The sequence below is a fragment of the Rhodanobacter sp. GW835-FHT13D09 genome (genome assembly GCF_058793995.1).
In genome coordinates this window covers 34797-59853 of record NZ_JBXAGL010000004.1, presented here as the reverse complement: position 1 = coordinate 59853, position 25057 = coordinate 34797, and the positions used below count along the sequence as shown (strand labels likewise).

Annotated in this window: 24 protein-coding genes; 21 read left to right on the top strand and 3 right to left on the bottom strand. The window is 66.4% G+C overall.

Annotation, left to right across the window (positions count from 1 at the left end):
- Window position 1: 1 nt before the first annotated feature.
- From AC1Q5A_RS07555 to zipA, 11 genes are all read left to right on the top strand, one after another.
- Window positions 2-922 carry a phosphoglycerate mutase gene (locus AC1Q5A_RS07555; protein ID WP_492699818.1) on the top strand — a complete coding sequence of 307 codons (921 nt, stop codon included), beginning with the start codon at window positions 2-4 and terminating at the stop codon, window positions 920-922.
- Window positions 919-2748: a single-stranded-DNA-specific exonuclease RecJ gene (locus tag AC1Q5A_RS07550; RefSeq protein ID WP_492699816.1), complete on the top strand. Its 1830-nt coding sequence runs from the start codon at window positions 919-921 to the stop codon at window positions 2746-2748. The genes AC1Q5A_RS07555 and AC1Q5A_RS07550 overlap by 4 nt, the downstream gene beginning before the upstream one ends.
- Before the next feature lie 75 nt (window positions 2749-2823).
- Window positions 2824-3198 carry a SpoIIAA family protein gene (locus AC1Q5A_RS07545; RefSeq protein ID WP_492699814.1) on the top strand — a complete coding sequence of 125 codons (375 nt, stop codon included), beginning with the start codon at window positions 2824-2826 and terminating at the stop codon, window positions 3196-3198.
- A 346-nt stretch (window positions 3199-3544) separates the two neighbouring features.
- Window positions 3545-5212: an asparagine synthase B gene (gene asnB, locus AC1Q5A_RS07540; RefSeq protein ID WP_492699812.1), complete on the top strand. Its 1668-nt coding sequence runs from the start codon at window positions 3545-3547 to the stop codon at window positions 5210-5212.
- Window positions 5213-5365: 153 nt separating this feature from the next.
- Window positions 5366-6491 (top strand): peptide chain release factor 2 gene (prfB, locus tag AC1Q5A_RS07535; RefSeq protein WP_492699810.1). Its coding sequence is split into 2 segments (ribosomal slippage): window positions 5366-5440 and window positions 5442-6491, totalling 1125 coding nucleotides; the frame shifts between segments, so codons are not numbered across the junction.
- Window positions 6492-6533: 42 nt separating this feature from the next.
- The gene (locus AC1Q5A_RS07530) at window positions 6534-6860 is read left to right on the top strand and encodes a hypothetical protein (RefSeq protein ID WP_492699808.1); all 327 of its coding nucleotides are present in this window, start codon (window positions 6534-6536) and stop codon (window positions 6858-6860) included.
- Between the two features lie 105 nt (window positions 6861-6965).
- Complete coding sequence (gene lysS / locus AC1Q5A_RS07525; protein ID WP_492699806.1) at window positions 6966-8498, top strand: lysine--tRNA ligase; 1533 nt, start codon at window positions 6966-6968, stop codon at window positions 8496-8498.
- A gap of 3 nt (window positions 8499-8501) precedes the next feature.
- The gene (locus AC1Q5A_RS07520) at window positions 8502-8801 is read left to right on the top strand and encodes a YciI family protein (RefSeq protein WP_492699804.1); all 300 of its coding nucleotides are present in this window, start codon (window positions 8502-8504) and stop codon (window positions 8799-8801) included.
- Complete coding sequence (locus tag AC1Q5A_RS07515) at window positions 8798-9052, top strand: BolA family protein (protein WP_492699802.1); 255 nt, start codon at window positions 8798-8800, stop codon at window positions 9050-9052. Before AC1Q5A_RS07520 ends, AC1Q5A_RS07515 begins: the two co-directional genes overlap by 4 nt.
- A gap of 142 nt (window positions 9053-9194) precedes the next feature.
- Window positions 9195-12704, top strand: coding sequence for a chromosome segregation protein SMC (smc, locus tag AC1Q5A_RS07510; RefSeq protein WP_492699800.1), 3510 nt, complete (start codon window positions 9195-9197; stop codon window positions 12702-12704).
- A gap of 10 nt (window positions 12705-12714) precedes the next feature.
- Window positions 12715-13683, top strand: coding sequence for a cell division protein ZipA (gene zipA / locus AC1Q5A_RS07505; protein WP_492699798.1), 969 nt, complete (start codon window positions 12715-12717; stop codon window positions 13681-13683).
- An 8-nt stretch (window positions 13684-13691) separates the two neighbouring features.
- On the opposite strand, the gene msrA is transcribed toward zipA, so the two are convergent.
- The 3 genes from msrA to AC1Q5A_RS07490 form a co-directional block, all read right to left on the bottom strand.
- Complete coding sequence (gene msrA, locus AC1Q5A_RS07500; protein WP_492699796.1) at window positions 13692-14201, bottom strand: peptide-methionine (S)-S-oxide reductase MsrA; 510 nt, start codon at window positions 14199-14201, stop codon at window positions 13692-13694.
- Entirely contained in the window at window positions 14198-14647 is a 450-nt protein-coding gene (gene msrB / locus AC1Q5A_RS07495; protein ID WP_492699794.1) for a peptide-methionine (R)-S-oxide reductase MsrB, read from the bottom strand. The genes msrA and msrB overlap by 4 nt, the downstream gene beginning before the upstream one ends.
- 389 nt (window positions 14648-15036) lie before the next feature.
- On the bottom strand, window positions 15037-16722 hold the full coding sequence (locus AC1Q5A_RS07490) for a sigma 54-interacting transcriptional regulator (protein WP_492699792.1): 1686 nt from the start codon (window positions 16720-16722) through the stop codon (window positions 15037-15039).
- Between the two features lie 281 nt (window positions 16723-17003).
- Here AC1Q5A_RS07490 and AC1Q5A_RS07485 point away from each other — a divergent pair, with 281 nt between their 5' ends.
- From AC1Q5A_RS07485 to AC1Q5A_RS07440, 10 genes are read left to right on the top strand one after another with little or no spacing between them, the layout of a single operon-like run.
- Window positions 17004-17261 carry a phenol hydroxylase subunit gene (locus AC1Q5A_RS07485; RefSeq protein WP_492699790.1) on the top strand — a complete coding sequence of 86 codons (258 nt, stop codon included), beginning with the start codon at window positions 17004-17006 and terminating at the stop codon, window positions 17259-17261.
- A gap of 44 nt (window positions 17262-17305) precedes the next feature.
- Window positions 17306-18343, top strand: a complete 1038-nt coding sequence (locus tag AC1Q5A_RS07480; RefSeq protein ID WP_492699789.1) for an aromatic/alkene monooxygenase hydroxylase subunit beta — start codon at window positions 17306-17308, stop codon at window positions 18341-18343.
- Entirely contained in the window at window positions 18340-18609 is a 270-nt protein-coding gene (locus AC1Q5A_RS07475) for an MmoB/DmpM family protein (protein ID WP_492699787.1), read from the top strand. Before AC1Q5A_RS07480 ends, AC1Q5A_RS07475 begins: the two co-directional genes overlap by 4 nt.
- 39 nt (window positions 18610-18648) lie before the next feature.
- Window positions 18649-20217 (top strand): aromatic/alkene/methane monooxygenase hydroxylase/oxygenase subunit alpha, encoded by a 1569-nt coding sequence (locus tag AC1Q5A_RS07470; RefSeq protein ID WP_492699785.1) that lies wholly within the window; start codon window positions 18649-18651, stop codon window positions 20215-20217.
- A gap of 34 nt (window positions 20218-20251) precedes the next feature.
- Entirely contained in the window at window positions 20252-20614 is a 363-nt protein-coding gene (locus AC1Q5A_RS07465) for a phenol hydroxylase subunit P4 (protein WP_492699783.1), read from the top strand.
- 12 nt (window positions 20615-20626) lie between these two features.
- Window positions 20627-21703 (top strand): NADH:ubiquinone reductase (Na(+)-transporting) subunit F, encoded by a 1077-nt coding sequence (locus AC1Q5A_RS07460; protein WP_492699781.1) that lies wholly within the window; start codon window positions 20627-20629, stop codon window positions 21701-21703.
- 9 nt (window positions 21704-21712) lie between these two features.
- Window positions 21713-22141, top strand: a complete 429-nt coding sequence (locus AC1Q5A_RS07455; RefSeq protein ID WP_492699779.1) for a 2Fe-2S iron-sulfur cluster-binding protein — start codon at window positions 21713-21715, stop codon at window positions 22139-22141.
- On the top strand, window positions 22125-23099 hold the full coding sequence (locus AC1Q5A_RS07450; protein WP_492699777.1) for a catechol 2,3-dioxygenase: 975 nt from the start codon (window positions 22125-22127) through the stop codon (window positions 23097-23099). The genes AC1Q5A_RS07455 and AC1Q5A_RS07450 overlap by 17 nt, the downstream gene beginning before the upstream one ends.
- 13 nt (window positions 23100-23112) lie before the next feature.
- Window positions 23113-23550 carry a GlcG/HbpS family heme-binding protein gene (locus AC1Q5A_RS07445; protein WP_492699775.1) on the top strand — a complete coding sequence of 146 codons (438 nt, stop codon included), beginning with the start codon at window positions 23113-23115 and terminating at the stop codon, window positions 23548-23550.
- Window positions 23551-23590: 40 nt separating this feature from the next.
- The gene (locus AC1Q5A_RS07440; RefSeq protein ID WP_492699773.1) at window positions 23591-25054 is read left to right on the top strand and encodes a 2-hydroxymuconic semialdehyde dehydrogenase; all 1464 of its coding nucleotides are present in this window, start codon (window positions 23591-23593) and stop codon (window positions 25052-25054) included.
- Window positions 25055-25057 lie beyond the last annotated feature (3 nt).

The following is a 25057-nucleotide window of genomic DNA, read 5'->3' as shown; positions in this document are numbered from 1 at the left end:
CATGTCCAAACCGGAGCGATCGCTGCAACTGTGGCTGCCCTCTTTGGCCCACGTCGAGCCGGCGCATCCGCTGCGTGCATGGCTGCCCCGCGCCGACCGCCTGCCGGACGGCGTCGTCGGCTACCTCAGCGGCCTGGGCGAACATTTTTCCGGCGTCGACGCCAGCGTGCCGGCCGCGGCGATCACCCGCGAGTTCATCGCCGGCGATGTGGGCGACGAGCTCTGGCTGGCGGCTGATCCGGCCTGGGTACAGCCGGACATGAACGGCGTGCGCCTGCTCGCCTGCGGCCGCATGGGCCTGGACATGGATGAAGCACGTGCGCTGGCCGAGCCGCTGCGGCCGGTGTTCGACGAGGCCGGCATGCAGCTGGAGCTTTCCACGCCGGACCACTGGCACCTGCGTCTGCCGGCCGATACGCCGCTGCCCGGCCTCGCCGCGCCCGAGCAGGCGCTGGGCGAAGACCTGGCCCAGCATCTGCCGCAGGGCGCGCAAGGACGCCGCTGGCGCGTGCTGCTCAACGATGTGCAAGTGCTGCTGCACCAGCATCCGCTGAACGCCGCGCGGCAGGCGCGCGGCCAGTCGCCGGTCAACAGCCTGTGGCTGTGGGGTGGCGGGCGCCTGCCGCCGCCCGCGACCAGCGAACTGGCGGGCGTGATCAGCGACGATCTGCTGCTGCGCGCGCTGGCCGCACGTGCCGGCATTGCCCAGCAGTCGCGCGCGGCCGAGGCGATCGCCCGCGGCGGGGCCGGTGGGCTGATCGACCTGCAGGACCTGCCGGCGCAGGAGATTGCCACGCGCTGGTGGCCGATGCTGCTGCCACTGCTCGATCGCCAGTCCGTCGTGCTGCATTTCGCCAGCGGCGAACGCTGGCTGCACAAACCCCGGCATCGCTGGCGCCTGTGGCGCGGGGCAGGGCGTTGAGCGTGCTTCAGCTGCGCCGGCGCGAAAGCAGGGGCGCGCCGCATGGCTGGCCGGATTCGGTGCACCCGGTGCTGCAGCAGGTCTACGCCGCGCGCGGCGTGCTGGAACCCGGTCAGGTCGAGCATCGATTGGCGCGAATGCTTTCGCCGCAGTTGCTGGGCGGCATGGCGCCGGCGGTCGAGCTGCTGACCGAGGCGATCCGCGACGACTGGACCATCCTGATCGCCGGCGACTACGACTGCGACGGCGCCACCGGCACCGCAGTGGCGGTGCGCGGGCTGCGCCTGCTCGGTGCGAAGCGGGTGGATTACGCGATCCCGAACCGCTTCGTGCATGGCTACGGACTGAGTGCAACGTTCGTGGCGTCGATGCAGCCCACGCCGCAGCTCATCGTCACCGTCGACAATGGCGTGGCCAGCGTTGCCGGCGTGGCGGCGGCGAAGGCGCGCGGCATCAAGGTCATCGTCACCGATCACCATCTGCCCGGTGAACAGTTGCCGGCTTGCGACGCGATGGTCAATCCGAACCTCGCCGGCGATGCGTTCCCCAGCAAGGCGCTGGCAGGCGTCGGCGTGATGTTCTACCTGCTGCTCGCCCTGCGTGCGCGGCTACGCGAGAGCGGGTGGTTCGCACGGACCGGGAAGTGCGCACGAGGAGAGGCGTTGTTTGAATCCCGCGATCAGGATGATCGCAACAGCACGGAACCCGATCTTTCGGGCTTGCTCGACCTGGTCGCGCTGGGCACGGTGGCCGACCTGGTGCCGCTGGATTTCAACAACCGCGTGCTGGTAGAGGCTGGCCTGCAGCGCATGCGCAGCGGCCGTGCCTGTGCAGGCATCAATGCGCTGGTCGAGGCCGGCAAGCGCAGCGTGGCCACGCTCTGTTCCACCGACCTGGCCTTTGCCGTGGGGCCGCGGCTGAATGCGGCAGGGCGGCTGGAGGACATGCGCCTCGGCGTGGCATGCCTGCTCACCGACGACGTGGCGCAGGCGCGCCGCCATGCCGGGCAGCTCGACGCGATCAACCGCGAGCGGCGCGACCTGCAGGCGTCGATGGTGGCCGAGGCCGAGGTGATGGTCGCCGGCCTCGGCCCCACCGACGCGGTGGGCGTGGTCCTGTTCGAGCCGTCGTGGCACGCCGGCGTGGTCGGCCTGGTCGCCTCCAAGCTGAAGGAGCGGCTGCACCGCCCGGTGATCGCGTTCGCGCCCGCCGGCATTGAAGAGTGCGGCGAGGGATCGCCGCCTTTTGATTCTGGCGCACAGGAAGTGCGCGCAGGTAACACCCAACTGCGTGGCTCGGCGCGCTCGATCCCCGGGTTCCACATCCGCGACGCGCTGGCCGCGATCGACGCGCGCCAGCCCGGCCTGATCGAGCGCTTCGGCGGCCACGCGATGGCCGCAGGGCTGAGCCTGAAGGTCGACGACTACCCGCGCTTCGCCGCCGCCTTCGACGCGATCGCGCGCGAGCTGATCGAGCCCGAGCGCCTGCAGGCAGTGCTCTACACCGACGGCGAGCTGCCGCCCGGTGCGGCCACGCTGGCGCTGGCCCGGCAACTGCGCGCCGCGGGGCCGTGGGGGCAAGCCTTCCCCGAACCGCTGTTCGACAACCTGTTCGAGTGCGTTGGCTGGAAAGTGATGGGTGAAGGCCACCTGCGCCTGCAACTGCGCGATCCGCGCGACGGCGCCGTGCACGACGCGGTGATGTTCAACGCGTACCACGGCCAGCCGCCGCCGCCGCGGCTGCGTGCGGCCTACGAACTGACCATCAACGATTGGCAGGGGCGCGAGACGCCGCGCCTGCTGCTGCGGCACATCGAGCCGGCCTGAGTCCGTTCCCAGATTCCTACCGCGTTTTCACATAGGGGAGGCCACACTGGCGATCCCCACCCGCGGAGAATGCCCGTGATCGCACAGATCGAAGGTTTGCCGGCCGGCACGCTGGGCTTCCGCGCCCACGCCCAGGTGACGGCGGCGGATTACGAGAACATCATCGTGCCCGAGGTCGAGGCGGCGTTCGCGCTCAACCGCAAGCTGCGCCTGCTGTACGTCACCGCCGATGACTTCACCGGGTTCGACCCCGGCGCGATGTGGGACGACGCCAAGCTGGGCATGCGCCACTTCAGTGGCTGGGATCGCGTCGCGCTGGTCACCGATGTGCCCTGGCTGCGCGGCACGGCGATCGCCTTCAGTTTCGCCATTCCGGCGCAGTTCCGCCTGTTCCACGGTGCGGACATCGAGGATGCCACGCGCTGGATCATGGCCCCGGGTGACAACTGACGCGCACGGCACTGGTGCCGGAAGCACTTGCCAAGCGCCGGCGAATCTGTTGAAGTTGCGTCATGCATCCCGTCGCCGCCAGCACCCTGAACTCCACTGCGCTTTCCGCGCGGGGCTTCGTGCTGGCCGGCAACAACAATAATCGCGCGAACAATAACGCCAACCGTTGGCGGGCCCGCGCGTAGCTTCAAGTCTCCACGAAAAATACGCGACGAAGGCCCGCCCAGTGCGGGCCTTCGTCGTTTTGGCGTGCGGCACGGAAAGACCGTGCTGTTTCTGAAAAATGCGGGCATGGATACCCGCTTTGACCCTCGCGATCAGGGACGAACGCAAATGGAGACATCAGATGTGTTCGATCTTTGGAATATTCGACCTGCAGCCGGGCGACGACCTGGCGGCGCTGCGCCGGCAGGCGCTGGAGCTGTCGCAGCGGCAGCGCCATCGCGGGCCGGACTGGAGCGGGGTGTTCGTCGACGCCGGGGTGATCCTGGTGCACGAGCGGTTGGCCATCGTCGACCCGGCCAGCGGCGCGCAGCCGCTGCGCTCGCGCGACGGCGCGCTGGCGCTGGCGGTGAACGGCGAGATCTACAACCACCGCGAGCTGGCATCCGGACTGGACTACGACTTCACCACCGGTTCGGACTGCGAAGTGATCAACGCGCTGTACCGCGCGCAGGGCAGCGACTTCGTGGGCAGGCTCAACGGCATCTTCGCGTTCGCATTGTGGGATGGCGCGGCGCAGCGCTACCTGATTGCGCGCGACCCGATCGGCGTGTGCCCTTTGTACTGGGGACACGATGCGCAGGGCCGGTTGTGCGTGGCCTCGGAGATGAAGGCGCTGGTCGGCGTGTGCGCGGACGTGGCAGCGTTCCCGCCTGGCCACATCTACGACAGCGCCAGCGGCGAACTGCGGCAATACTACGAAAAGCCGTGGCGCGACTATGCCGCCACGCGCGGCCATGAGGTGGCGGCGCCGGCCTTGCGCCAGGCCTTCGAGCAGGCCGTGCATCGGCAGTTGATGACCGACGTGCCCTACGGCGTGCTGCTGTCGGGCGGCCTGGATTCCTCGCTGGTCGCCGCCTGCGCCGCACGCTTCGCGCGCGAGCGGGTCGAGGACGACGACCGCAGCGAAGCCTGGTGGCCGCGCCTGCATTCCTTCGCGATCGGGCTGGAAGGCTCGCCCGACCTGGCTGCCGCCCAGGTCGCCGCCGACGCACTGGGCACCGTGCACCACGGCTTCGTCTACACGTTCTGGGAGGGGCTCGACGCATTGCCGGAGGTGATCCGCCACATCGAGACCTACGACGTGACAACCATCCGTGCTGCCACCCCGATGTACCTGCTGGCGCGGCGGATCAAGGCGATGGGCGTGAAGATGGTGCTGTCGGGGGAAGGCTCGGACGAGATCTTCGGCGGCTACCTGTACTTCCACAAGGCGCCTTCGGCGGAGGCCTTCCACGAGGAGACCGTGCGCAAGCTCGACGCGCTGCACAGCTACGACTGCCTGCGCGCGAACAAGGCGATGATGGCCTGGGGCGTGGAAGCGCGCGTGCCGTTCCTGGACCTGGAGTTCATCGACGTGGCGATGGGGCTGGACGCCGCGCGCAAGATGGCCGGCCACGGCAAGATCGAGAAGCACGTGTTGCGCGAGGCGTTCGACGGCGCCTTGCCGAAGGAAATCCTGTGGCGGCAGAAGGAACAGTTCAGCGACGGCGTGGGTTACGGCTGGATCGACGGATTGAAGGCGCACGCGGAGCAGGCAGTCAGCGACCGCGAGTTCGCCGCGGCGGCGGCGCGCTACCCGTTCAACACGCCGGCGACCAAGGAGGCGTACTTCTACCGGCGCATCTTCGAGCAGCATTTCCCCGGCGAAGCCTGCGCAGCCACGGTGCCCGGCGGCAAGTCGATCGCCTGTTCCTCGCCCGCCGCGCTGGCGTGGGACCCGGCGTTCGCGAACGCGGCCGACCCGTCCGGGCGGGCCGTGAAAGGTGTCCACGCCCAGGCGCTGGCGTGAATGCGGCCGGCTGATCGTAGGGCGGGCACTGCCCGCCGGCTTTTGACCGGTCATGGCTAAGAGCGGCGGGCACTGCCCGCCCTACGACGCGGGGGCGCCTGCGGCAAACGGGTCTGTTATTCTTGTGTGCTTGCCTCCAACAATGATTTCACCATGATCGAGACCAATCCCATCCTTGCGCAGATCGCCGACCTTCGTGGCCGCGTCGAGTCGCTTAGGGGGTATCTTTGACTACGCTACGAAAAGCGAACGTCTGGAAGAAGTAACCCGCGAACTGGAGAGTCCCACCGTGTGGGACGATCCGGCGCGCGCGCAGGAGCTGGGCCGCGAGCGCGCCCGCCTGCACACCATCGTCCACGGCATCGACACGCTGACCGCCGGGCTGAATGACGCCGGTGACCTGCTGGAGATGGCGATCGCCGACGGCGACGACGACACCGCGCAATCGGTGACCGGCGACCTGGCCAAGCTGGAATCGCAGGTCGGCAAGCTGGAGTTCCAGCGCATGTTCTCCGGCAAGATGGACGCGATGAACGCGTTCGTCGACATCCAGGCCGGCGCCGGCGGCACCGAGGCGCAGGACTGGGCCGAGATGCTGCTGCGCATGTACCTGCGCTGGTGCGAGAACCGCGGCTGGAAGACCGAGTTGATGGAGGTCTCCGGTGGCGACGTGGCCGGCATCAAGTCCGCCACGTTCCGCGTGGAGGGCGACTACGCCTACGGCTGGCTGAAGACCGAGATCGGCGTGCATCGGCTGGTGCGCAAGAGCCCGTTCGACTCGGACAACCGGCGGCACACCAGCTTCACCTCAGTGTTCGTCTCGCCGGAGGTCGATGACGACATCGAGATTGACATCAATCCGGCCGACCTGCGCACCGACGTGTACCGCTCCTCCGGCGCCGGTGGCCAGCACGTCAACAAGACCGAGTCGGCGGTGCGCATCACGCACATCCCGACCAATACCGTGGTGGCCTGCCAGACCGGCCGCAGCCAGCATCAGAACCGCGACACCGCGATGAAGATGCTGGCCGCCAAGCTGTACGAGCTCGAGATCCAGAAACGCAATGCGGAGAAGGACGCGCTGGAAGCCACCAAGTCCGACATCGGCTGGGGCAGCCAGATCCGCAACTACGTGCTGGACCAGAGCCGCATCAAGGACCTGCGCACCGGCATCGAGCGTTCCGACACCCAGAAGGTGCTCGATGGCGACCTCGACGAGTTCATCGAGGCGAGCCTGAAATCCGGCCTCGAGGCCGGTGCCAAACGCATCGACGCGTGACCTCCGCTTCCTTCCGCTCCACTCACTGACGAGGTGGCTCGCATGAACAGCAAGAAGATCTGCGCAATCCTGATCGCTTCTGCCGCGCTGGCGGCGTTCGGCGCGGCAGCACAGTCGCAGCAGGGCAGCGCCGGGCAAGGCATCAAGCAGGATGCCAAGGCGGTCGGCCATGGCGTCGCCGACGGCACCCGCGATGTCGGCCACGCGACCAAGCGTGTCGCCAAGAAGGTCGGCCACGGCGCGAAGGAAGCCGGCACCGGCATCGGCCACGGCGCGAAGAAGGCCGGCGTCGCCGTGGGTCACGGCGCGCGCGAAGGCTGGGACGCGACCAAGCACGCGGTCAAGCAGGTGTTCGGCAAGGACGGCTGACGCACGGCGGCGGTGCGGAGACACCGGCAGATCAAGTCGACAACCGCCAGACAGACGAGAAAGCGCCCGCCAGCCGGCAGGAGCGCAGGCAGCATTGGAATCCCCATGAGCGAAACGACCGATACCCTTCCCATCGACGAGAACAAGCCGGACGTCAACCGACTTGTCGCCGAGCGTCGCGAGAAACTCAAGGCGCTGCGTGGGCAGGGCATCGCGTTCCCCAACGACTTCAAGGTCGACAGTTTCGCCGGCGACCTGCAGGCCGAATTTGCCGACAAGGAGACGCACACGGCTGAAGTCGTCGACGCGCTGGCACGCCGGGTGAAGATGGCCGGGCGCATCGTGCTCAAGCGCGTGCAGGGCAAGGTCAGTTTCGTGCAGTTGCAGGATTTCAGCGGGCGCATCCAGCTGTTCATCCACCAGGGCACGCTGGGCGAGGCCTACGAGGCATTCAAGGGCTGGGACGCGGGCGACATCGTGGGCGCCGAGGGCGTGCTGATGCGCACCAAGACCGGCGAGCTCTCCGTCCGTGTCGACCAGCTGCGCCTGCTGACCAAGAGCCTGCGCCCGCTGCCGGACAAGTTCCACGGCCTGGCCGACGTGGAGCAGCGCTATCGCCAGCGCTACGTCGACCTGATCGTCACCGAGGAAGCACGGCGCACCTTCATGCTGCGCTCGCGGATCATCGGCTACATGCGCCAGTGGCTGGAAGCACCGTCGCGCCGCTTCATGGAAGTGGAAACGCCGATGATGCACGTGATCCCCGGCGGCGCCACGGCCAAGCCGTTCACCACCCATCACAACGCGCTGGACATCGACCTGTACCTGCGCGTGGCGCCGGAGCTGTATCTCAAGCGGCTGGTGGTCGGCGGCTTCGACCGCGTCTACGAGATCAACCGCAACTTCCGCAACGAGGGCGTGTCGACCCGGCACAACCCCGAATTCACCATGCTGGAGCTGTACCAGGCCTACGCCACCTATCACGAGATCATGGACCTCACCGAGGCGGTGATCCGCGATACCGCGCAGGCTGTGCTGGGCACCACGCAACTGGAATGGGACGGCGCGGCGATCGACGTCGGTCCGGCATTCCGCCGCTGGCGCATGGAAGACGCCGTGCTGGAGCACAACCCGGAGATCAGCCGCGAGGAGCTGCGCGACCGCGAGGCGATGGCCGCGCACGCGAAACGCCTGCACGTGCAGGTGAAGCCCGGCTACGGCTGGGGCAAGCTGCTGCTGGAGATCTTCGAGAAGACCGTCGAGCACACCCTGGTCCAGCCCACCTTCATCACCGACCATCCGGTCGAGGTGTCGCCGCTGGCGCGCGAGAGCGATACCGACAAGGGCATCACCGACCGCTTCGAGCTGTTCATCAACGGCAAGGAACTGGCCAACGGCTTCTCGGAGTTGAACGACCCGGAAGACCAGGCCGCTCGCTTCCAGGCCCAGGTCGACGCGAAGGATGCCGGCGACGACGAGGCGATGCATTTCGACGCCGACTACATCCGCGCGCTGGAAGTGGGCCTGCCGCCCACCGGCGGTCTCGGCATCGGCATCGACCGGCTGGTGATGCTGCTGACCGGCTCCGCCTCGATTCGCGACGTGCTGCTGTTTCCCTACATGCGCCCGGAGGCCTGAACCATGTGGTACGCGATCATCGGCACCGATCACCCCGGCTCGCTGGAAGCGCGCAAGTCCGCGCGGCAGGCGCACTTGGCGCGCCTGCAGCAACTGCAGGATGAAGGCCGCATGCTGCTGGCCGGGCCGTTCCCGGCGATCGACGCGGAGGACCCGGGCCCGGCCGGCTTCAGCGGCAGCCTGATCGTGGCCGAGTTTTCCTCGCTGACGGAAGCGCAGGCCTGGGCCGCTGCCGATCCGTACATCGCCGCTGGCGTCTACCGCGAAACCACGGTCAAGCCGTTCCGCAAAGTGCTGCCGTGAGCGCAGCGCCCGTCATCGAGCAGATCCGCGCGCGCCTGCAGGCCGCCTTTGCGCCTTCCGAGCTGGAAGTGCTGGACGAGGGCCACAAGCATGCCGGCCATGCGGGGGAGGGCAAGGGCCACTTCCACGTGCGCATCGTCAGCACCGCCTTCGCCGGCCAGTCGCCGATCAGGCGCCACCGGATGATCTACGCCGCGCTCGACGGATTGATGGACGAGGGCATCCATGCCCTGTCGATCGACGCAAAGTAAAATATCAACAAATACAATAATATAAACTGTATTTCTAAAGTAACACCACATTCAGGAATGCATTGCAGCGCCGCCCCGCGTTTGGCACAGTGCCTTGTCGCCCGACCTGCGCGGGCAAGACCGATGACCCCATGACGACCGCATGCGCCTGACCACGATCAAACTCGCCGGTTTCAAGTCCTTCGTGGACCCCACCACCCTGCACCTGCCGAGCAACATGATCGGCGTGGTCGGCCCGAACGGTTGCGGCAAATCCAACATCATCGACGCGATCCGCTGGGTGATGGGCGAGAGCGCGGCCAGCCGCCTGCGCGGCGATTCGCTGACCGACGTGATCTTCTCCGGTTCCAACACGCGCAAGCCGGTGGGGCAGGCCACGGTCGAGCTGATCTTCGACAACGCCGACGGCTCGATCCAGGGCGAGTACGGCCAGTACGCCGAGATCTCGGTGAAGCGCCAGGTCACCCGCGACGGCCAGTCCGCCTACTTCCTCAACGGCGCGCGCTGCCGCCGGCGCGACATCACCGACCTGTTCCTCGGCACCGGCCTGGGTCCGCGCAGCTACTCGATCATCGAGCAGGGCATGATCAGCCAGATCATCGAGGCGCACCCGGAGGAGTTGCGCACGCATCTGGAGGAAGCCGCCGGCATCTCCAAGTACAAGGAGCGGCGCAAGGAAACTGAGAGCCGCATCAAGGCCACCCGCGAGAACCTCGACCGCGTTAAGGACGTGCGCGACGAGGTGGACAAGCAGCTCGAACACCTGAACCGCCAGGCCCGTGCCGCCGAGCGCTGGAAGGCGCTGAAGGAAGAACAGACGCACAAGGAGGCCGAACTGCGCGCGCTGGAGTACCGCGGCCTGAAGAGCCAGCACGCGGGCGAGGGCGAAGTGCTCACCGCCGCCGAGATCGAGATCGAGAAGCAGCTGGCCGGCCAGCGCCAGATCGAGGCGCAGCTGGAAAGCGTGCGCGAACGCCATACCGACGCCAACGAGCACCTGAACGCGGTGCAGGCCGAGGTGTACAAGGTCGGCGCCGAGATCGCCCGGGTCGAGCAGCAGGTGCGCTACAACAAGGAGACCGCCGACCGCCTGCAGCGTGCCCACGGCGACGCCGAGCGCGAGCATGCCGAGCTGGCCGCGCACATCGCCACCGACCGCGGTCAGGTCGAGGCGCTGCGCCTGGCGCTGGCCGAAGGCGAGCCGAAACTCGAAGCCCTGCAGCAGCTGCAGGACGACACCGCCGAAGCCCAGCGCAGCACCGAGGCGAAGCTGGCCGACTGGCAGCAGCGCTGGGACAGCCATACCCGCAACGCCGGCGAATCCAACCGCGCGGCCGAGGTGGAGCGCACCAGGCTCAACTACCTCGATCGCCAGGCGATCGACCTGTCGCGCCGGCGCGAGGCGCTGGAAGCGGAGCAGAAGGCCACCGACGTGGCCGCGCTGGACGCCGCCGGCCAGCAGCTGATCGACGAACACGACACCCAGCGCGAACGCGTCGAGACCCTGGGCAGCCTGCTCGACCAGCACAAGTCCGGCCACGAGAAGGTGCTGGAGGAAGAGCGCCAGGTGCAGTCGGCGCTGAACGAGGCGCGCCAGCAGCTGCAGGCGGCACGCGGCCGCCATGCCTCGCTGGAGGCGCTGCAGCACGCCGCGCTGGGCCAGGAGGAAAGCGCCGCCAGCGGCTGGCTGGCACGGCTGGGGCTGGACCGCTCGCGCCGCCTCGGCGAATCGCTGCAGGTCGAGGCGGGGTGGGAAACCGCGGTGGAAACCGCGTTGAGCGGCTTCCTCGACAGCGTGCTGGTGGACGGATCACACGCGCTGGCCACCGAATTCGACGCGCTCCAGAACGCCGACGTGGCGCTGCTAGACGCCGCCGACGGCGGCGCCAACACCGCCGGCACGCTGGCCGCCCACGTGCGCGGGCCGGCGGCGGCGCTGGCGATCCTTGGCCATGTATTGACCGCCGAGTCGCTGGGCGAGGCGCATCAGCGCGTGGCTTCACTGTCCGCGCTGGCGCCGTACCAGTCGGTGATCACCCGCGGCGGCGAATGGCTGGGGCCGGGCTGGGCGCGGGTGCGCCGTGCGCAGGGCAGCCAGGTCGGCGTGCTGGCGCGCGAGCGCGAGCTGCGCCTGCTCACCGAGCAGGTCGCCACGCTGGAGGCGCAGCTGGAGGAGTCCAGCGAACGGCTGGATACGCTGCGCACCAGCAAGTTCGAGGCGGAGCGCGCGCGCGACGACGCGCAGCGCGAGCTGTACAACGCCCATCGCCGCCAGTCCGAGCTGGCCGGCCAGCTGCAAAGCCATCGCGGCAAGCTGGAAACCGCCCGTGCCCGCGCCGAGAAGGTCAGCGGCGAACTGGGCGATCTCGCGGCCCAGCTCGACGAATTGCAGAACCAGGCCCGCGAGGCGCGCGCGCGGCTGGACGAGTCGGTCGGCCTGATGGGCGACCAGGAAGACCAGCGCCGCGAACTGGAGAACGAGCGGCGCACGCTGCTCGAAGCGCGCGAAGAGGCGCGCATGAATGCGCGCGAGGCCGCCGAGCAGTCGCATGCGCTGGCGCTGGCGCTGGAGTCGAAGCGCTCCTCGCTGGGCTCGCTGGAACAGACGCTGGGCCGCATGGACGCCCAATTGCGCCAGATCGAGGCGCGCCGCAACGAGATCAGCGAACAGCTCGCCGCCGGCTCCGACCCGATCGCCGAACTCGAAGCCGAGCGGCAGGCTTACCTGGATCAGCGCCTGCTGGTCGACAGGCAGCTGGTCGAGGCGCGCCGCGCGCTGGAAGACTGCGACGTCGAATTCCGCAAGCTGGAGCAGCAGCGGCACCTGGCGGAGCAGGGCCTGGCCAGCCTGCGCGAGGGCCTCTCCGAGAAGCGCCTCGCCGCCCAGGCGCTGCAACTGCGCGCCGAACAGCTGGCCGAGGCGATCGCCGCATCCGGCCTGGCGCTGGAAACCCTGCTGGCCGAACTGGCCGAGAATATCGACGCGAACCAGTGGCGCGCGCAGCTCAACGAGATCGGCCAGAAGATCGTGCGGCTGGAGCCGGTGAACCTGGCCGCGATCCAGGAACACGCCGAGCAGAGCGAGCGCAAGACCTACCTGGACAACCAGCTCGCCGACCTCACCAGTGCGATGGAAACGCTGGAAGGCGCGATCAAGAAGATCGACCGCGAGACCCGCCAGCGCTTCAAGGAAACCTTCGACAAGGTCAACGCCGGCGTGCAGGAACTGTTCCCGCGCCTGTTCGGCGGCGGCCATGCCTACCTGGAACTGACCGGCGACGACCTGCTCAACACCGGCGTGTCGATCATGGCGCGGCCGCCGGGCAAGCGCGTGTCCAACATCACCCTGCTGTCCGGCGGCGAGAAGGCGCTCACCGCGGTGTCGCTGGTGTTCGCGATCTTCAGCCTCAATCCCGCGCCGTTCTGCCTGCTCGACGAGGTGGACGCGCCGCTGGACGAGGCGAACGTGGGGCGCTTCTCCGGCATGGTGCGCGAGATGAGCGAAAAGGTGCAGTTCATCTTCATAAGCCACAACAAGGCCACCATGGAGGCGGCCAGCCAGCTGTGCGGCGTGACCATGCGCGAACCGGGCGTGTCGCGGCTGGTGCAGGTGGACCTGGCCGAAGCGGCTAAACTGGCAGGAGCTGCCTGAGGATCCCATGATGACGCTGCAACCCGTGACCGCCCTTGCCTGGAACCCCGCCGTCGGCATTCCGCTGCTGATCGTCGGCGTCATCGTGCTGGCGCTGATCTGGTTGTTCGGCCAGCCGAAGAAGGAGCAGGGCAAGCGCCGGGGCGCGCCGGGGCCGCACGCCGCCGGCGAGCGCCGCGAACCCACGCTGGGCGGGCAGGGCGGCGGACCGGCCGTCGACGGGCCGTTCATCGGCGATATCCCGCCGCAGCAGGGCGAGCTGGATGTCGGCTTGCGCGAGGAACTCGAGCGGCTGGGCGCCACGCTCTCCGGCGAACACGCCAGGCCGCCGGCGCCGGCCGCCAGGCCGAGGACGCCGCCCAAGCTGGCCGATCACGTCGCCTCGATCATCGATGCCCTGCGCGCGCCGAGTTCCGCCGAGCCCGTGCCGCCGAAGGACGTTCCGCCCGTTGCCGAGCCGGCGCCTCCGCCCGCTGCGCCGGCGGCCTTCTCGGCGCCGCGTTCCGACCTCGGCCGGCGCCCGCCGCAGCTGCCGGTCGAGCGCATCGTCACGCTGTTCGTGGTGGCCCGCGAAGGAGGGCGCTTCAGCGGAGCCGACCTCGTCGTCGCCGCCGAAAAGGCCGGACTCGAATTTGGCGACATGGGCATCTACCACCGCCTGGTCGACGGCAAGCGCGAGCTGGGGCCGATCTTCAGCGTGGCCAACATGCTCAAGCCCGGCAACTTCGATCTGGCGCGGCTCGACGCACTGCAAACGCCGGGGGTGAGCTTCTTCATGACCCTGCCGGCGCCGTTGCCTGCACTGGACGCCTGGGACGCCATGCTGCCCACGGCGCAACGCCTCGCCGAGCTGTTGGACGGCCAGGTGCTCGACGAGGAGCGCAATGCACTGGGCCGCCAGGGCATCGCCCACATCCGCGACCAGCTGCGCGGCTGGGACCGCGACCATGAAGGCAAGGAAATCATTTTCGGGCGGTGACGCCCGGATCAGCCGGCCGTCTGACGGCGCGGCAGTTTCCAGCCCGGCCGGATGAAGTGACAGGTGTAGCCGCCGGGGTAACGCTCCAGGTAATCCTGGTGCTCCGGCTCGGCCTCCCAGAAATCGCCGGCCGGCGCCACCTCGGTCACCACTTTGCCGGGCCACAGGCCCGAGGCATCCACGTCGGCGATGGTGTCCTCGGCGACGCGTTTCTGGGTATCCGACGTGTAGAAGATCGCCGAGCGGTAGGAACTGCCGCGATCGTTGCCCTGCCGGTCCGGCGTGGACGGGTCGTGGATCTGGAAGAAGAATTCCAGCAACGTGCGATAGCCGATCCGCGCCGGATCGAACACGATCTCGATCGCCTCGGCATGGCTGCCATGGTGGCGGTAGGTGGCATTCGGCACGTCGCCGCCGCTGTAGCCGACCCGCGTCGAAACGACACCGTCCTGGCGGCGAATCAGATCCTGCATGCCCCAGAAGCAACCGCCGGCCAGGAGCGCACGCTCGGTCGTCATCGCACGTTCTCCACCTGGTCCAGGTAATCGCCGTAGCCTTCGGCTGCCATGTCGTCGCGGTGGACGAAGCGCAGCGAGGCCGAGTTGATGCAGTAGCGCAGGCCGCCGCGATCGGCAGGGCCGTCGGGGAAGACATGGCCAAGGTGGCTGTCGCCGTGCACCGAACGCACTTCGGTGCGGATCATGCCGTGCGTGGTGTCGCGCCGTTCGTTGACATTCGCCGACTCGATCGGTCTGGTGAAACTCGGCCAGCCGCAGCCGGACTCGAACTTGTCCGAGGAGGCGAACAGCGGTTCGCCAGACACCACGTCGACATAGATGCCCGGTTCCGCGTTGTGCAGGTATTCGCCGGTTCCGGGATATTCCGTGCCGCTCTGCTGGGTCACCCGGTACTGCTCGGGGCTCAGGCGCGACAGCGCATCCGGGTTCCTGATATAGCGGGACATGTCGAACCTCCTCCCATTTTGTCTCTCATCAACTCAACATGAATATTTGGTCGGTTTTCAGTCCGGAAACCCAACGACGTTGGATCCTGCAGTCATTTAGCTGTAGAGCACGGGCTTCTCCTAGAAGCCGACCCTGATGTCGTTTCATTTGACCTCAACCCTTTTCAAAAGACAGGGGGAGATCCCGACGGGAATTTTTATAGCGATGTCGACGCCGTGGTCAGGATGCGTTATCGAGGGTAGTGTGTTGCGCGGCGATCAGGCCCTGGTGGTGATGTCGGATTCAGCATCCTGCCGCCTATGGTTCCACCCTGCGGACAAGCTCGACTGGTACCGGCTGGGGCGGCTACAAGCTATACGCTCAAATTTCACCCGCTTGATCGCTCGGTTCAATCCCCCTCGCCTGTATCTCGCATGCATTTGATCCGGTAGGCGAGTTTTGCGCGACTGATGCCGAGCAGTTTCGCCGCCTGGGTCAGGTTGCCACCCGAGCGCTCCACCGCCATCCGGAGCAGGCCGTCCTCCAGTTCCTCGAGCCCGATGCCGGATTCCAGTACACGTTCGGCAATCGCGTCGGCGTGGCGAGGGGCATCGGCACCGATCGTGCCGGAGGCCTGCAAGTGCTGCACGGCTGCCGAGCCGGCGTGCGGAAAAAGATGATGCTCATCGATCGCCGCGTTGTCAGGTGTCAACAGCACGCCACGCTCGATGACGTTCTCCAATTCACGGATGTTGCCCGGCCATGCATAATCAACCAGGGACTGCACGGCCCGATCACTCAAGCCTCGGATCTGCTTGCCGACGGGGCGAGAAAATTTCTCGATGAAGCGCTCTGCCAGCAACTGGATATCCACACGGCGTTCGCGCAACGGCGGGATGGTAATGGGGAATGTGGCCAGCCGGTAGTACAGGTCGGCACGGAAATGACCCTCCTGCACGGCCTTGAGAAGATCGACGTTGGTAGCGGCGACAACCCGCACGTTGACGACCTTGACCCGTTCTCCACCCAGCCTCTCTATCTCGCCGGATTGCAGCGCACGCAGCAGCTTGACCTGTGCGCTGGGTGGCAAGTCACCGACTTCGTCAAGGAACAGCGTGCCGCCGTCGGCCCGTTCGAAGCGCCCGGCGCGGGTGCTCTGTGCATCGGTATAGGCGCCCTTCTCGACGCCGAACAATTCCGCTTCGATCAGGTTGTCGGGTATGGCACCACAATTGACTGCGATAAAAGGCTTGTCGGCACGTGGCCCGTTGTTGTGCAGCCAATGCGCGAAAACTTCCTTGCCGACGCCCGTTTCGCCCAGCAGCAGCACACTGATCTGGCTGGGGGCGGCGTTTTGGAGCAGGGCCATCGCATCGAGGAACTTCGACGACGCACCCACCAGCGGGCCCTCGTAGCGCGGCCGGGTGATGGACGAGCGCAGGTGCTCGACTTCCATCTGCAGGTCGAGCAACTCGTGCGCGATCGAATCGGGACGGAAATACTGCAGATAGTCCGGGTCGTGCCACTCTTCGGCCGGCTTGCCGACGATCCGGCAGCAGGGGTCGCCTTGTGCCGTGCATTCCACTTCCTTGAAGACGATGAAGCGGTTCATGAAAGCGCTGGTATAGCCGGACGCATACCCGATCTGCGACCAGCATTCCGGGTCGTCCGAATAACCGGATTCGCGCACGTGCGATTCGCATTCCCAGGAGTTCTGCCACAGGTACTCGCCATAGAAACGGCCGCGCTGTATGTCGATGTCCTGCCTGACGGTGGCGACCTTGACCACGCCTTCCAGCGCGTGCAGCAGTGGCCCAGTGCTGAAGCTCTCGACCTGATCGACGATGTCCGGGCGCAATTTGCGCGCCAGCTGCGCATCCCGCTGGCCGGAAACAAAGCCCATGCGCAACAGCAGGCCGCGCGCGCGCTGCTCGCCCAGGCTTTCCAGTAGCTCGCGTCGCAACGCGCCCAGCGCTCCCGTATGCAGAAGCACCATGCGGTTCTGGTCGAGCCAGATGAGCCCGCTCGACGATTCAAAACGAATCAACGATCGGAGCGAGGCAAGCAGGTCGCGGCGGGTGGAAGTCGCTGGCATTGGAACAATCGCAGAAAGGGGTGACGGGGAAAGCGCCGCCCAGGCTGCCTTGATGGTCTTTGCAGGCCTGGCCGTGGCATCCGGGATAGCTTGCACTGCACTGCAGCATGAGCAAATCGTCAAGCTGCGTTGCACCAATTGATCATTTACGCAAGGCCTGCCCGAGGCGGCCGCGGGCTCGATGGCGGCAAAGCGAGGTGTGAAGCCATTTGTGCGGGCTTGGCACGGCTATTGCTCTTATGACATTGCCAAGGCATTCGGCCTGCGCAAGGGGAGAACTGATGAATGCATCACCTCAGCGAGCACTCCGCCAACCAGCGACGACGGTACGCGTCACCGGAGGCATCGGGCAGCGATTCGTGCAGTTCGAGTTTTCCATGGGCGATCCGGACCTGACCGTGGAGCTGGTGATGCGCCCCGAGCAGTTCCGCGAATTCTGCGCCCGCCACCACAGCCGTTTCATGTCCGGCCCGGAGGGCGCAGCGGCGGATGCCGAGCGGCTGAAGTGGCGCTACGGCGAAGCCGGTGTCGAGAGCTGAACCAGTTGTCCGGCGTCATCGGTAAACGATCATAGGAGCTATTCATGCAGGTCGACATCAAAACAAGCGGCATCCAGCCGATACGGCAGACCTTTTCGCATATCGCGCGCCGGTTCGGGGCAGACAAGCCGGCCACGCGTTACCAGGAAGCGACCCTCGACCTGCAGCCGACGGTCAATTTCCACTACAAGCCGCTGTGGCAGCCCCAGTACGAACTGTACGACACGCGCCGCACCGCCATCGTGATGGCCGACTGGTACGCCTTCCGCGATCCTCGTCATTACTACTACGGCGTGTACGTCCAGGCGCGGGCCAAACAGCAGGAGGTGCAGGAGAGCAACTTCGAGTTCGTCGAGCGCCGCGGCATGCTGCGCGACGCCGCAGAAACGGATCGTGCGCATCTCGCTCGCCTGCTGGTGCCGCTGCGCCACTACGAGTGGGGCGGCAACATGAACAACTGCGCCGTGGTGGCCTACGGCTACGGTGCGGCCATCACGCAGCCCGCGCACTTCCACACCATGGATCGTCTCGGCCTGGCGCAGTACCTGACCCGGATTGGCTTGCTACTCGACGGCAACGGCACCGCCGTTATTGAGCAGGCCCGGGAGGACTGGCTGGGTGAGCCGTGCTGGCAGGGCATACGTGCCTGCATGGAAAAGTTGTTCGTCACCGCGGACTGGTTCGAAGTGCTGCTCGTGCAGAATTTCCTCTTCGATGGCCTGGTGTATCCGCTGGCCATGAGCCGCCTGGAGCAAGTGCTGGCACCGCAAGCGGCCAGCGGCTACGCCTTGTCCACGGAATTTGCCAAAAGCTGGTACGGGGAAAACGTCCGCTGGATGGACGCCAGCCTGCGCACTGCAGCCGCCGAGTCGCCAGCCAATGCGGCGCTGCTCAAGCAGTGGATCGAGCACTGGTTGCCGACGTTGATCGATGCCTTCCGGCCGTGGGCGTCGGCGGCGTTTGGCGAGCAGGCCGAGGCCGCCCTGGCCGAGGCCGCCGGTGAGCTCATCGCGCGTGCCGCGCAGGCCGGCATCGTCGTGAATGCCTCGTCACCATCCGTTTCGGCCGGGAGCACGCCATGAACAACAACGTCTTCATCGCCTTGCAAACCAGCGACGAGGCGCGCGCCATCATCGACGCGATCCTTGATGACAACCCTGCCGCCACACGTTCGGATTTTCCCGCCATGGTGAAGATCGACGCGCCGGGACGGCTGGTGGTGCGGCGCGAGTCCGTGGGCCAGCGGCTGGGCCGCGACTGGGACCTGCAGGAACTGCACCTCTGCCTGATCTCGCTGTCGGGAAACATCGACGAAAGCGACGACGAATTCTGCCTGGTCCGCGGCTGACGCGGCGCCCACACCACACTCCGTACTGAAGAGAGCACCATGAACAAGCGAGCCTCCGATATCGTGGCGAAAGGCGCAGACACCGCCAAGGCGGCCCCGCGCAAGCTGGGCCTGAAAGAGCGCTACAACCTGATGACGCGCGACCTTGGCTGGGACACCACCTACCAGCCGATGGACAAGGTCTTTCCGTTCGACCAGTTCGAAGGCATCAAGATCCACAACTGGGAAGGCTGGCAGGATCCGTTCCGGCTCACCATGGATGCCTACTGGAAGTTCCAGGGCGAAAAGGAACGCAAGCTCTACGCCATCATCGATGCGTTCCAGCAGAACAACGGCCATCTCAACGTCACCGATGCGCGCTACATCAATGCGCTGAAGCTGTTCTTCCAGGGCGTATCGCCGCTGGAATACGCCGCCAGCCGCGGCTATGCCTTGGCCGGCCGCAACCTGCGAGGGGTCGGTGCGCGGATCGCCTGCCAGATGCAGGCGATCGACGAACTGCGCCATGCGCAGACACAGATCCACACCATCAGCCACTACAACAAGTTCTTCAGCGGCCTGCACGAAAACGTCCACATGTACGACCGCGTCTGGTACCTGTCGGTGCCCAAGTCCTATTTCGAGGACGCGATGACGGCCGGTCCGTTCGAGTTCGTCACGGCGATCTCGTTCTCTTTCGAGTACGTGCTGACCAATCTGCTGTTCATGCCCTTCATGTCCGGCGCCGCATTCAACGGCGACATGGCCACGGTGACCTTCGGCTTTTCCGCGCAGTCGGACGAGTCGCGTCACATGACGCTGGGGCTGGAGATCGTGAAGTTCCTGCTGGAGCAGGACCCCGCCAACCTTCCCATCGTGCAGCGCTGGATCGACAAGTGGTTCTGGCGCGGCTACCGGCTGCTGGCGCTGGTGGCGATGATGATGGACTACATGCTGCCCAAGCGCGTGATGTCCTGGTCGGAAGCCTGGGAAATCTACTTTGAGAAGAACGGCGGCGCGTTGTTCGAGGACCTGTCCCGCTACGGGGTGCGCATGCCGAAATACCACGAGGTGGCGCAGAAGGAGAAGGCCCACCTGTCGCACCAGGTCTGGAGCACGTTCTACAACTTTTCCCATGCCGCGGCCTTCCACACCTGGATACCCGGCGACGGCGAGAAGGAGTGGCTCTCGGAAAAGTATCCCGAGACCTTCGACAAGTTTTATCGCCCTCGCTTCGAGCATTGGGACGGCCTGGCGAAGAAAGGCGAGCGCTGGTTCAGCGCCGGGCTTCCGATGCTGTGCCAGACCTGCCAGATCCCGATGTTGTTCACCGAGGTCGACACGGACCCGACGCGCATCTGCTTCCGCGAGAGCGACTACAAGGGCGCCAAGTACCACTTCTGTTCGGACGGCTGCAAGGACATCTTCGACTACGAGCCGGAGAAGTACGTGCAGGCATGGCTGCCGGTACACCAGATCTACCAGGGCAACTGCGGCGGCGCCACCGTGCCGGACGTGCTGGCCTGGTACCACTTCGAGCCCGGGGTGGACAACGGCGACCACGACCTGTCGCCCGACAAGGCCAATTGGGATCGCTGGACCGGTGCCCGCGGCGCGGACGCCGATTGAGGCAAGCCACCCAACCTTCCGAGGAGATTCGAGCATGGCCGTCCAGGCACTCGCACCCGACTATACCGGCGTCCCCCGCGACGCCGAGGAAAACTTCCACGGCAACCGCCTGCTCTATCTTCATTGGCGGGATCACCTGATGTTCTGCTCACCGTTTTGCATCCCGGTGCCAGCGGACATGCCTTTCGCCGTTTTGCGCGACGAAGTGCTGCCCGGCCTGTACGGCTCGCATCCGGATTTCGGCAGGATCAACTGGAAAAAAGTTCAATGGCAGCACGGCCAGGCTGACTGGAAACCCGATCCGGCCAAAAGCCTGGCGGAGAACGGTCTGCTGCACAAATCGTTGGTGCAGTTCTCTACACCTGGCTTGACCGGCATCGCCGGCAGCGGTTCCTAGGGAGATCGCGGCATGTCCTACCAGCTCACCATCGAGCCCCTGGGGCAGACCGTGGAGGTCGAGCAGGACCAGACCATCCTCGATGCCTGCCTGCGGCAGGGCGTGTGGCTGCCGCATGCGTGCTGCCACGGGCTTTGCGGCACCTGCAAGGTGCAGGTCGTGCGCGGCGAGTTCGAGCACGGCAACGCCAGCCCGTTTGCCTTGATGGACTTCGAGCGGGAGGAGGGCCAGGCGCTGGCCTGCTGCGCGACCCTGCACGACGACGCGGTGATCGAGGCCGATGTCGACGAGGACCCGGATGCGCTGTACCTCCCGCTGGAGGACCGCCAGGCCGAGGTGGTGCGGATCGAGGACCTGACGCCCACGGTCAAGGGCATCTGGCTGCGTCCGGATCGGCCGGTGTCGTTCCAGGCCGGCCAGTACCTCAACATCCACCTGCCGGGCGTCGAAGGGCCGCGTGCGTTCTCGCTGGCCAACGCGCCAGGCGAGGAGCTGATCGAACTGCACGTACGCAAGGTGCCGGGCGGTGCCGCCACGGGCTGGCTGCACGATGTGTTGAAGGCCGGCGACCGGCTGCAGCTGACCGTGCCGATGGGCCGATTCTTCGTGCGCAAGTCAGCCGGCTTGCCGGTGATCCTGCTGGCTGGCGGCTCGGGGCTTTCCAGCCCGAAATCGATGCTGGCCGATCTGCTGGCCGAAGATTTCGCGCACGACATCTGGCTGTTCCAGGGCGCGCGCGACCGCAGCGAACTGTACTTCGCCAGTCATTTCGAGCAGCTCGCGAAGGAGCATCCCCGGCTGCACTACGTGCCGGTGCTGTCCAACCTCGACGAGAGCGACCCTTGGACCGGTGCGCGTGGTTTCGTGCACGAAGAATTGAAGCGGCGCTTCAGCGACGACGGCGGCGCCAGCGCGGATTTCCGCGGCCACCAGGCCTACCTGTGCGGCCCACCGCCGATGATCGAGGCCTGCATCGCGACCCTGATGCAAGGGCGGCTGTTCGAACGCGACATCTATACCGAGAAGTTCATCACCGCAGCCGATGCCGCCGCGGCGGCACGGCGCAGTCCGCTGTTCCGGGCCTTGTAGGAGACGCCGATGCGAATCGATGCAGCAGCGTGCGAACACGAACGTGGCGACATGCCCGGCGGGATGGCGATATCCGCTACCGCAGCGTCACTGCAGTTGTCGGTGACGATTTCCTGCAGCAGGGAGAGCTATGCCTGCGGCCGGAACGAGAGCCTGTTGTGCGGCATGTTGCGGCTGGGCCGCAAGGGCATACCGGTGGGTTGCACCAATGGCGGCTGCGGGGTGTGCAAGGTGCATGTGGACTCCGGATGCGTGCGGCAGCTGGGCGCGATCAGCCGGGCCCACGTAAGCGCGGATGAGGGAGCGGCGGGTTACACGCTGGCCTGCCGCGTGGCGCCGGTGACCGACGTCGTGCTGGAAGTCGTCGGCGAAAAAGTACGTCGAAACCTGATGCGCGGTGCCGGTATCGCGGCATCAGTGCTTGACCATAATCGATGATGAGGAGAGCGAAATGGCAGTCATGAGGATAGGGCACATCAGCATCCGCGTCATGGATATGGATGCTGCGATCAAACACTACGAAAATGTGCTCGGCCTGAGCGTCACGCACACCGATGCGGCAGGCAACAAGTATTTGAAGTGCTGGGACGAGTGGGACAAGTACTCGGTCATCCTGACGCCGTCCGACCGGGCCGGCATGAACCATGTGGCCTACAAGGTCGAGCGCGACAGCGATCTCGACGATCTCGCGGCAAAGATCAAGGCCTACGGCATCAAGCTCAAGCAGCTTCCGGCCGACAGCCTGCCGGCCTGTGGCCGCATGCTCTCGTTCGAGTTGCCAAGCGGGCACGAGATGCGGCTGTTCGCCGAGAAGGAATACGTCGGCACCGATGTCGGCTCGGACAATCCCGACCCGTGGCCGGACAGTATCAAGGGCGCGGGCGCGCACTGGCTGGACCACTGCCTGCTGATGTGCGAGTTCAACCCCGAAAAGAACATCAACAAGGTGGCCGAGAACACCAAGTTCTTCAAGGAGGTGCTGAACTTCTTCCAGACCGAGCAGATCCTGGTCGGCCCCGATGGCGCCTTCCAACTCGCGTCCTTCCTGTCGCATTCCAGCAAGCCGCACGATATCGCCTTCGTTGGCGGCCCCACGCCCGGCCTGCACCACCTGTCGTTCTTCCTCGACTCCTGGCACGACGTGCTCAAGGCCGGCGACGTGATGGCGAAGAACCGGGTGCGCATCGACGTAGCGCCGACGCGCCACGGACTCACACGCGGCGAGACGATCTATTTCTTCGACCCCTCTGGCAACCGCAACGAGACATTCGCGGGGCTCGGCTACCAGGCCCAGCGCGATCGTCCCGTCACCACGTGGACCGAGGAGAACATCGGGCGCAGCATCTTCTACCACACCGGTGAGCTGACGGATTCCTTCGTCTCGGTTTACACATGACCGGATGAATGTGATGAAAGCCAGTTATACCCGCGCCAGTGTCACCACCGAAGCGGCGCAAGCCGCGGTGACGGCGGCGTTGCAGCATGCCGAACAGCTCGGCATCCGCATCAATGCGGCGGTCACCGACGAAGCCGGCGTGCTGATGGCCTTCCAGCGGATGCCGGGCGCGTTCCTGCATTCGATCGACATCGCGATCGATAAGGCCTACACCGCCGCCAGTTTCGGTTTCGCCACCGACCGCTGGATGTCGCTGCTCGACGGCGACCCGGCGCTGCGCATCGGAATGCCGCAACGCCCGCGTCTGGTGGTGTTCGGCGGCGGCCTGCCGATGTATGCGGGGGCGGTGCGGGTCGGCGGCATCGGTGTTTCGGGCGGCTCCGCGGAACAGGACGCTGCCTGTGCCCGCGCCGGACTGGCCTCGGCAGGCCTGTCCGAGGAGGCGCGATGAATCACGTTTCCCAACTTCCATCCACGAATTGGTTTCGACAATGAAAGAGTTTCGGCACTTCATCAATGGCGAGTTCATCGCCTCGGCCAGCGGCAAGACCTTCGACAATCGCAACCCGATCGACGGCACGCTGATTGGCGCCGTCTGCGAAGGCGGGCGACCGGAAGTGGATGCCGCCGTGGCCGCCGCGCGCGCGGCCATGAACGGTCCCTGGGGGCGCATGCCGGTCACGCAGCGCGTCGAGCTGATGTACAAGGTGGCCGACGAGATCAACCGCCGCTTCGAGGAATTCCTCGACGCCGAGGTCGCCGATACCGGCAAGCCGCGCAGCATGGCCAGCCATATCGACATCCCGCGTGGCGCGGCCAACTTCAAGGTCTTCGCGGACGTCATCAAGAATGTCCCGGCCGAAACCTTCGAAATGGCGACGCCGGACGGCGGCGCCGCGCTGAACTATTCGCTGCGCAAGCCGCGCGGCGTGATCGCGGTGGTCTGCCCGTGGAACCTGCCGTTGCTGTTGATGACCTGGAAGGTCGGCCCAGCGCTGGCCTGCGGCAACACCGTGGTGGTGAAGCCATCCGAGGAAACTCCGGCCACCGCGACCCTGCTCGGTGAGGTAATGAATGCGGTCGGCGTGCCCAAGGGGGTCTACAACGTCGTGCACGGACTCGGCCCGGATTCGGCCGGCGAGTTCCTGACCACGCACCGCGGCGTCGATGCGATCACTTTCACCGGCGAGACGCGCACCGGCCAGGCCATCATGGGGGCGGCTTCGAAGGGCCTGCGGCCGGTGTCGTTCGAGCTGGGCGGCAAGAACGCCGGTATCGTCTTCGCCGACGCGGACTTCGATGCGGCGGTGGACGGCATCGCACGCGCCGCCTTCGTCAACTGCGGCCAGGTCTGCCTGGGCACCGAGCGCGTCTACGTCGAGCGGCCGATCTTCGACAAGTTCGTTGCGGCGCTGAAGCAGAAGGCCGAAGCGATGAAGCCCGGCGTGCCCGGCGACAAGGCCACCGGTATCGGCCCGCTGATCTCGAAGGAGCATCAGCAGAAGGTGCTGAGCTACTACGCCAAGGCCAAGGCCGACGGCGCCACCATCGTCACCGGCGGCGGCGTGCCGAAGATGCCGGCCGGCCTGCAGGATGGTTCGTGGATCGAGCCGACGATCTGGACCGGCTTGCCCGAGACCGCGGCAGTGGTGCGTGAGGAGATCTTCGGGCCGTGCTGCCACATCGCGCCGTTCGATCGCGAGGACGAAGTCGTCGCGCTCGCCAACGACACGCCCTACGGCCTGTGCACCACGGTGTGGACCCAGAACCTCGGCCGCGCCCATCGCATCGCCGGCCAGATCGACGTAGGCCTCACCTGGATCAACAGCTGGTTCCTGCGCGATTTGCGCACGCCGTTCGGCGGCAGCAAGCAGAGCGGCATCGGCCGCGAAGGCGGCGTGCACTCGCTGGAGTTCTACACCGAGCTGCGCAATGTCTGCATCAAGTACGCCTGACCG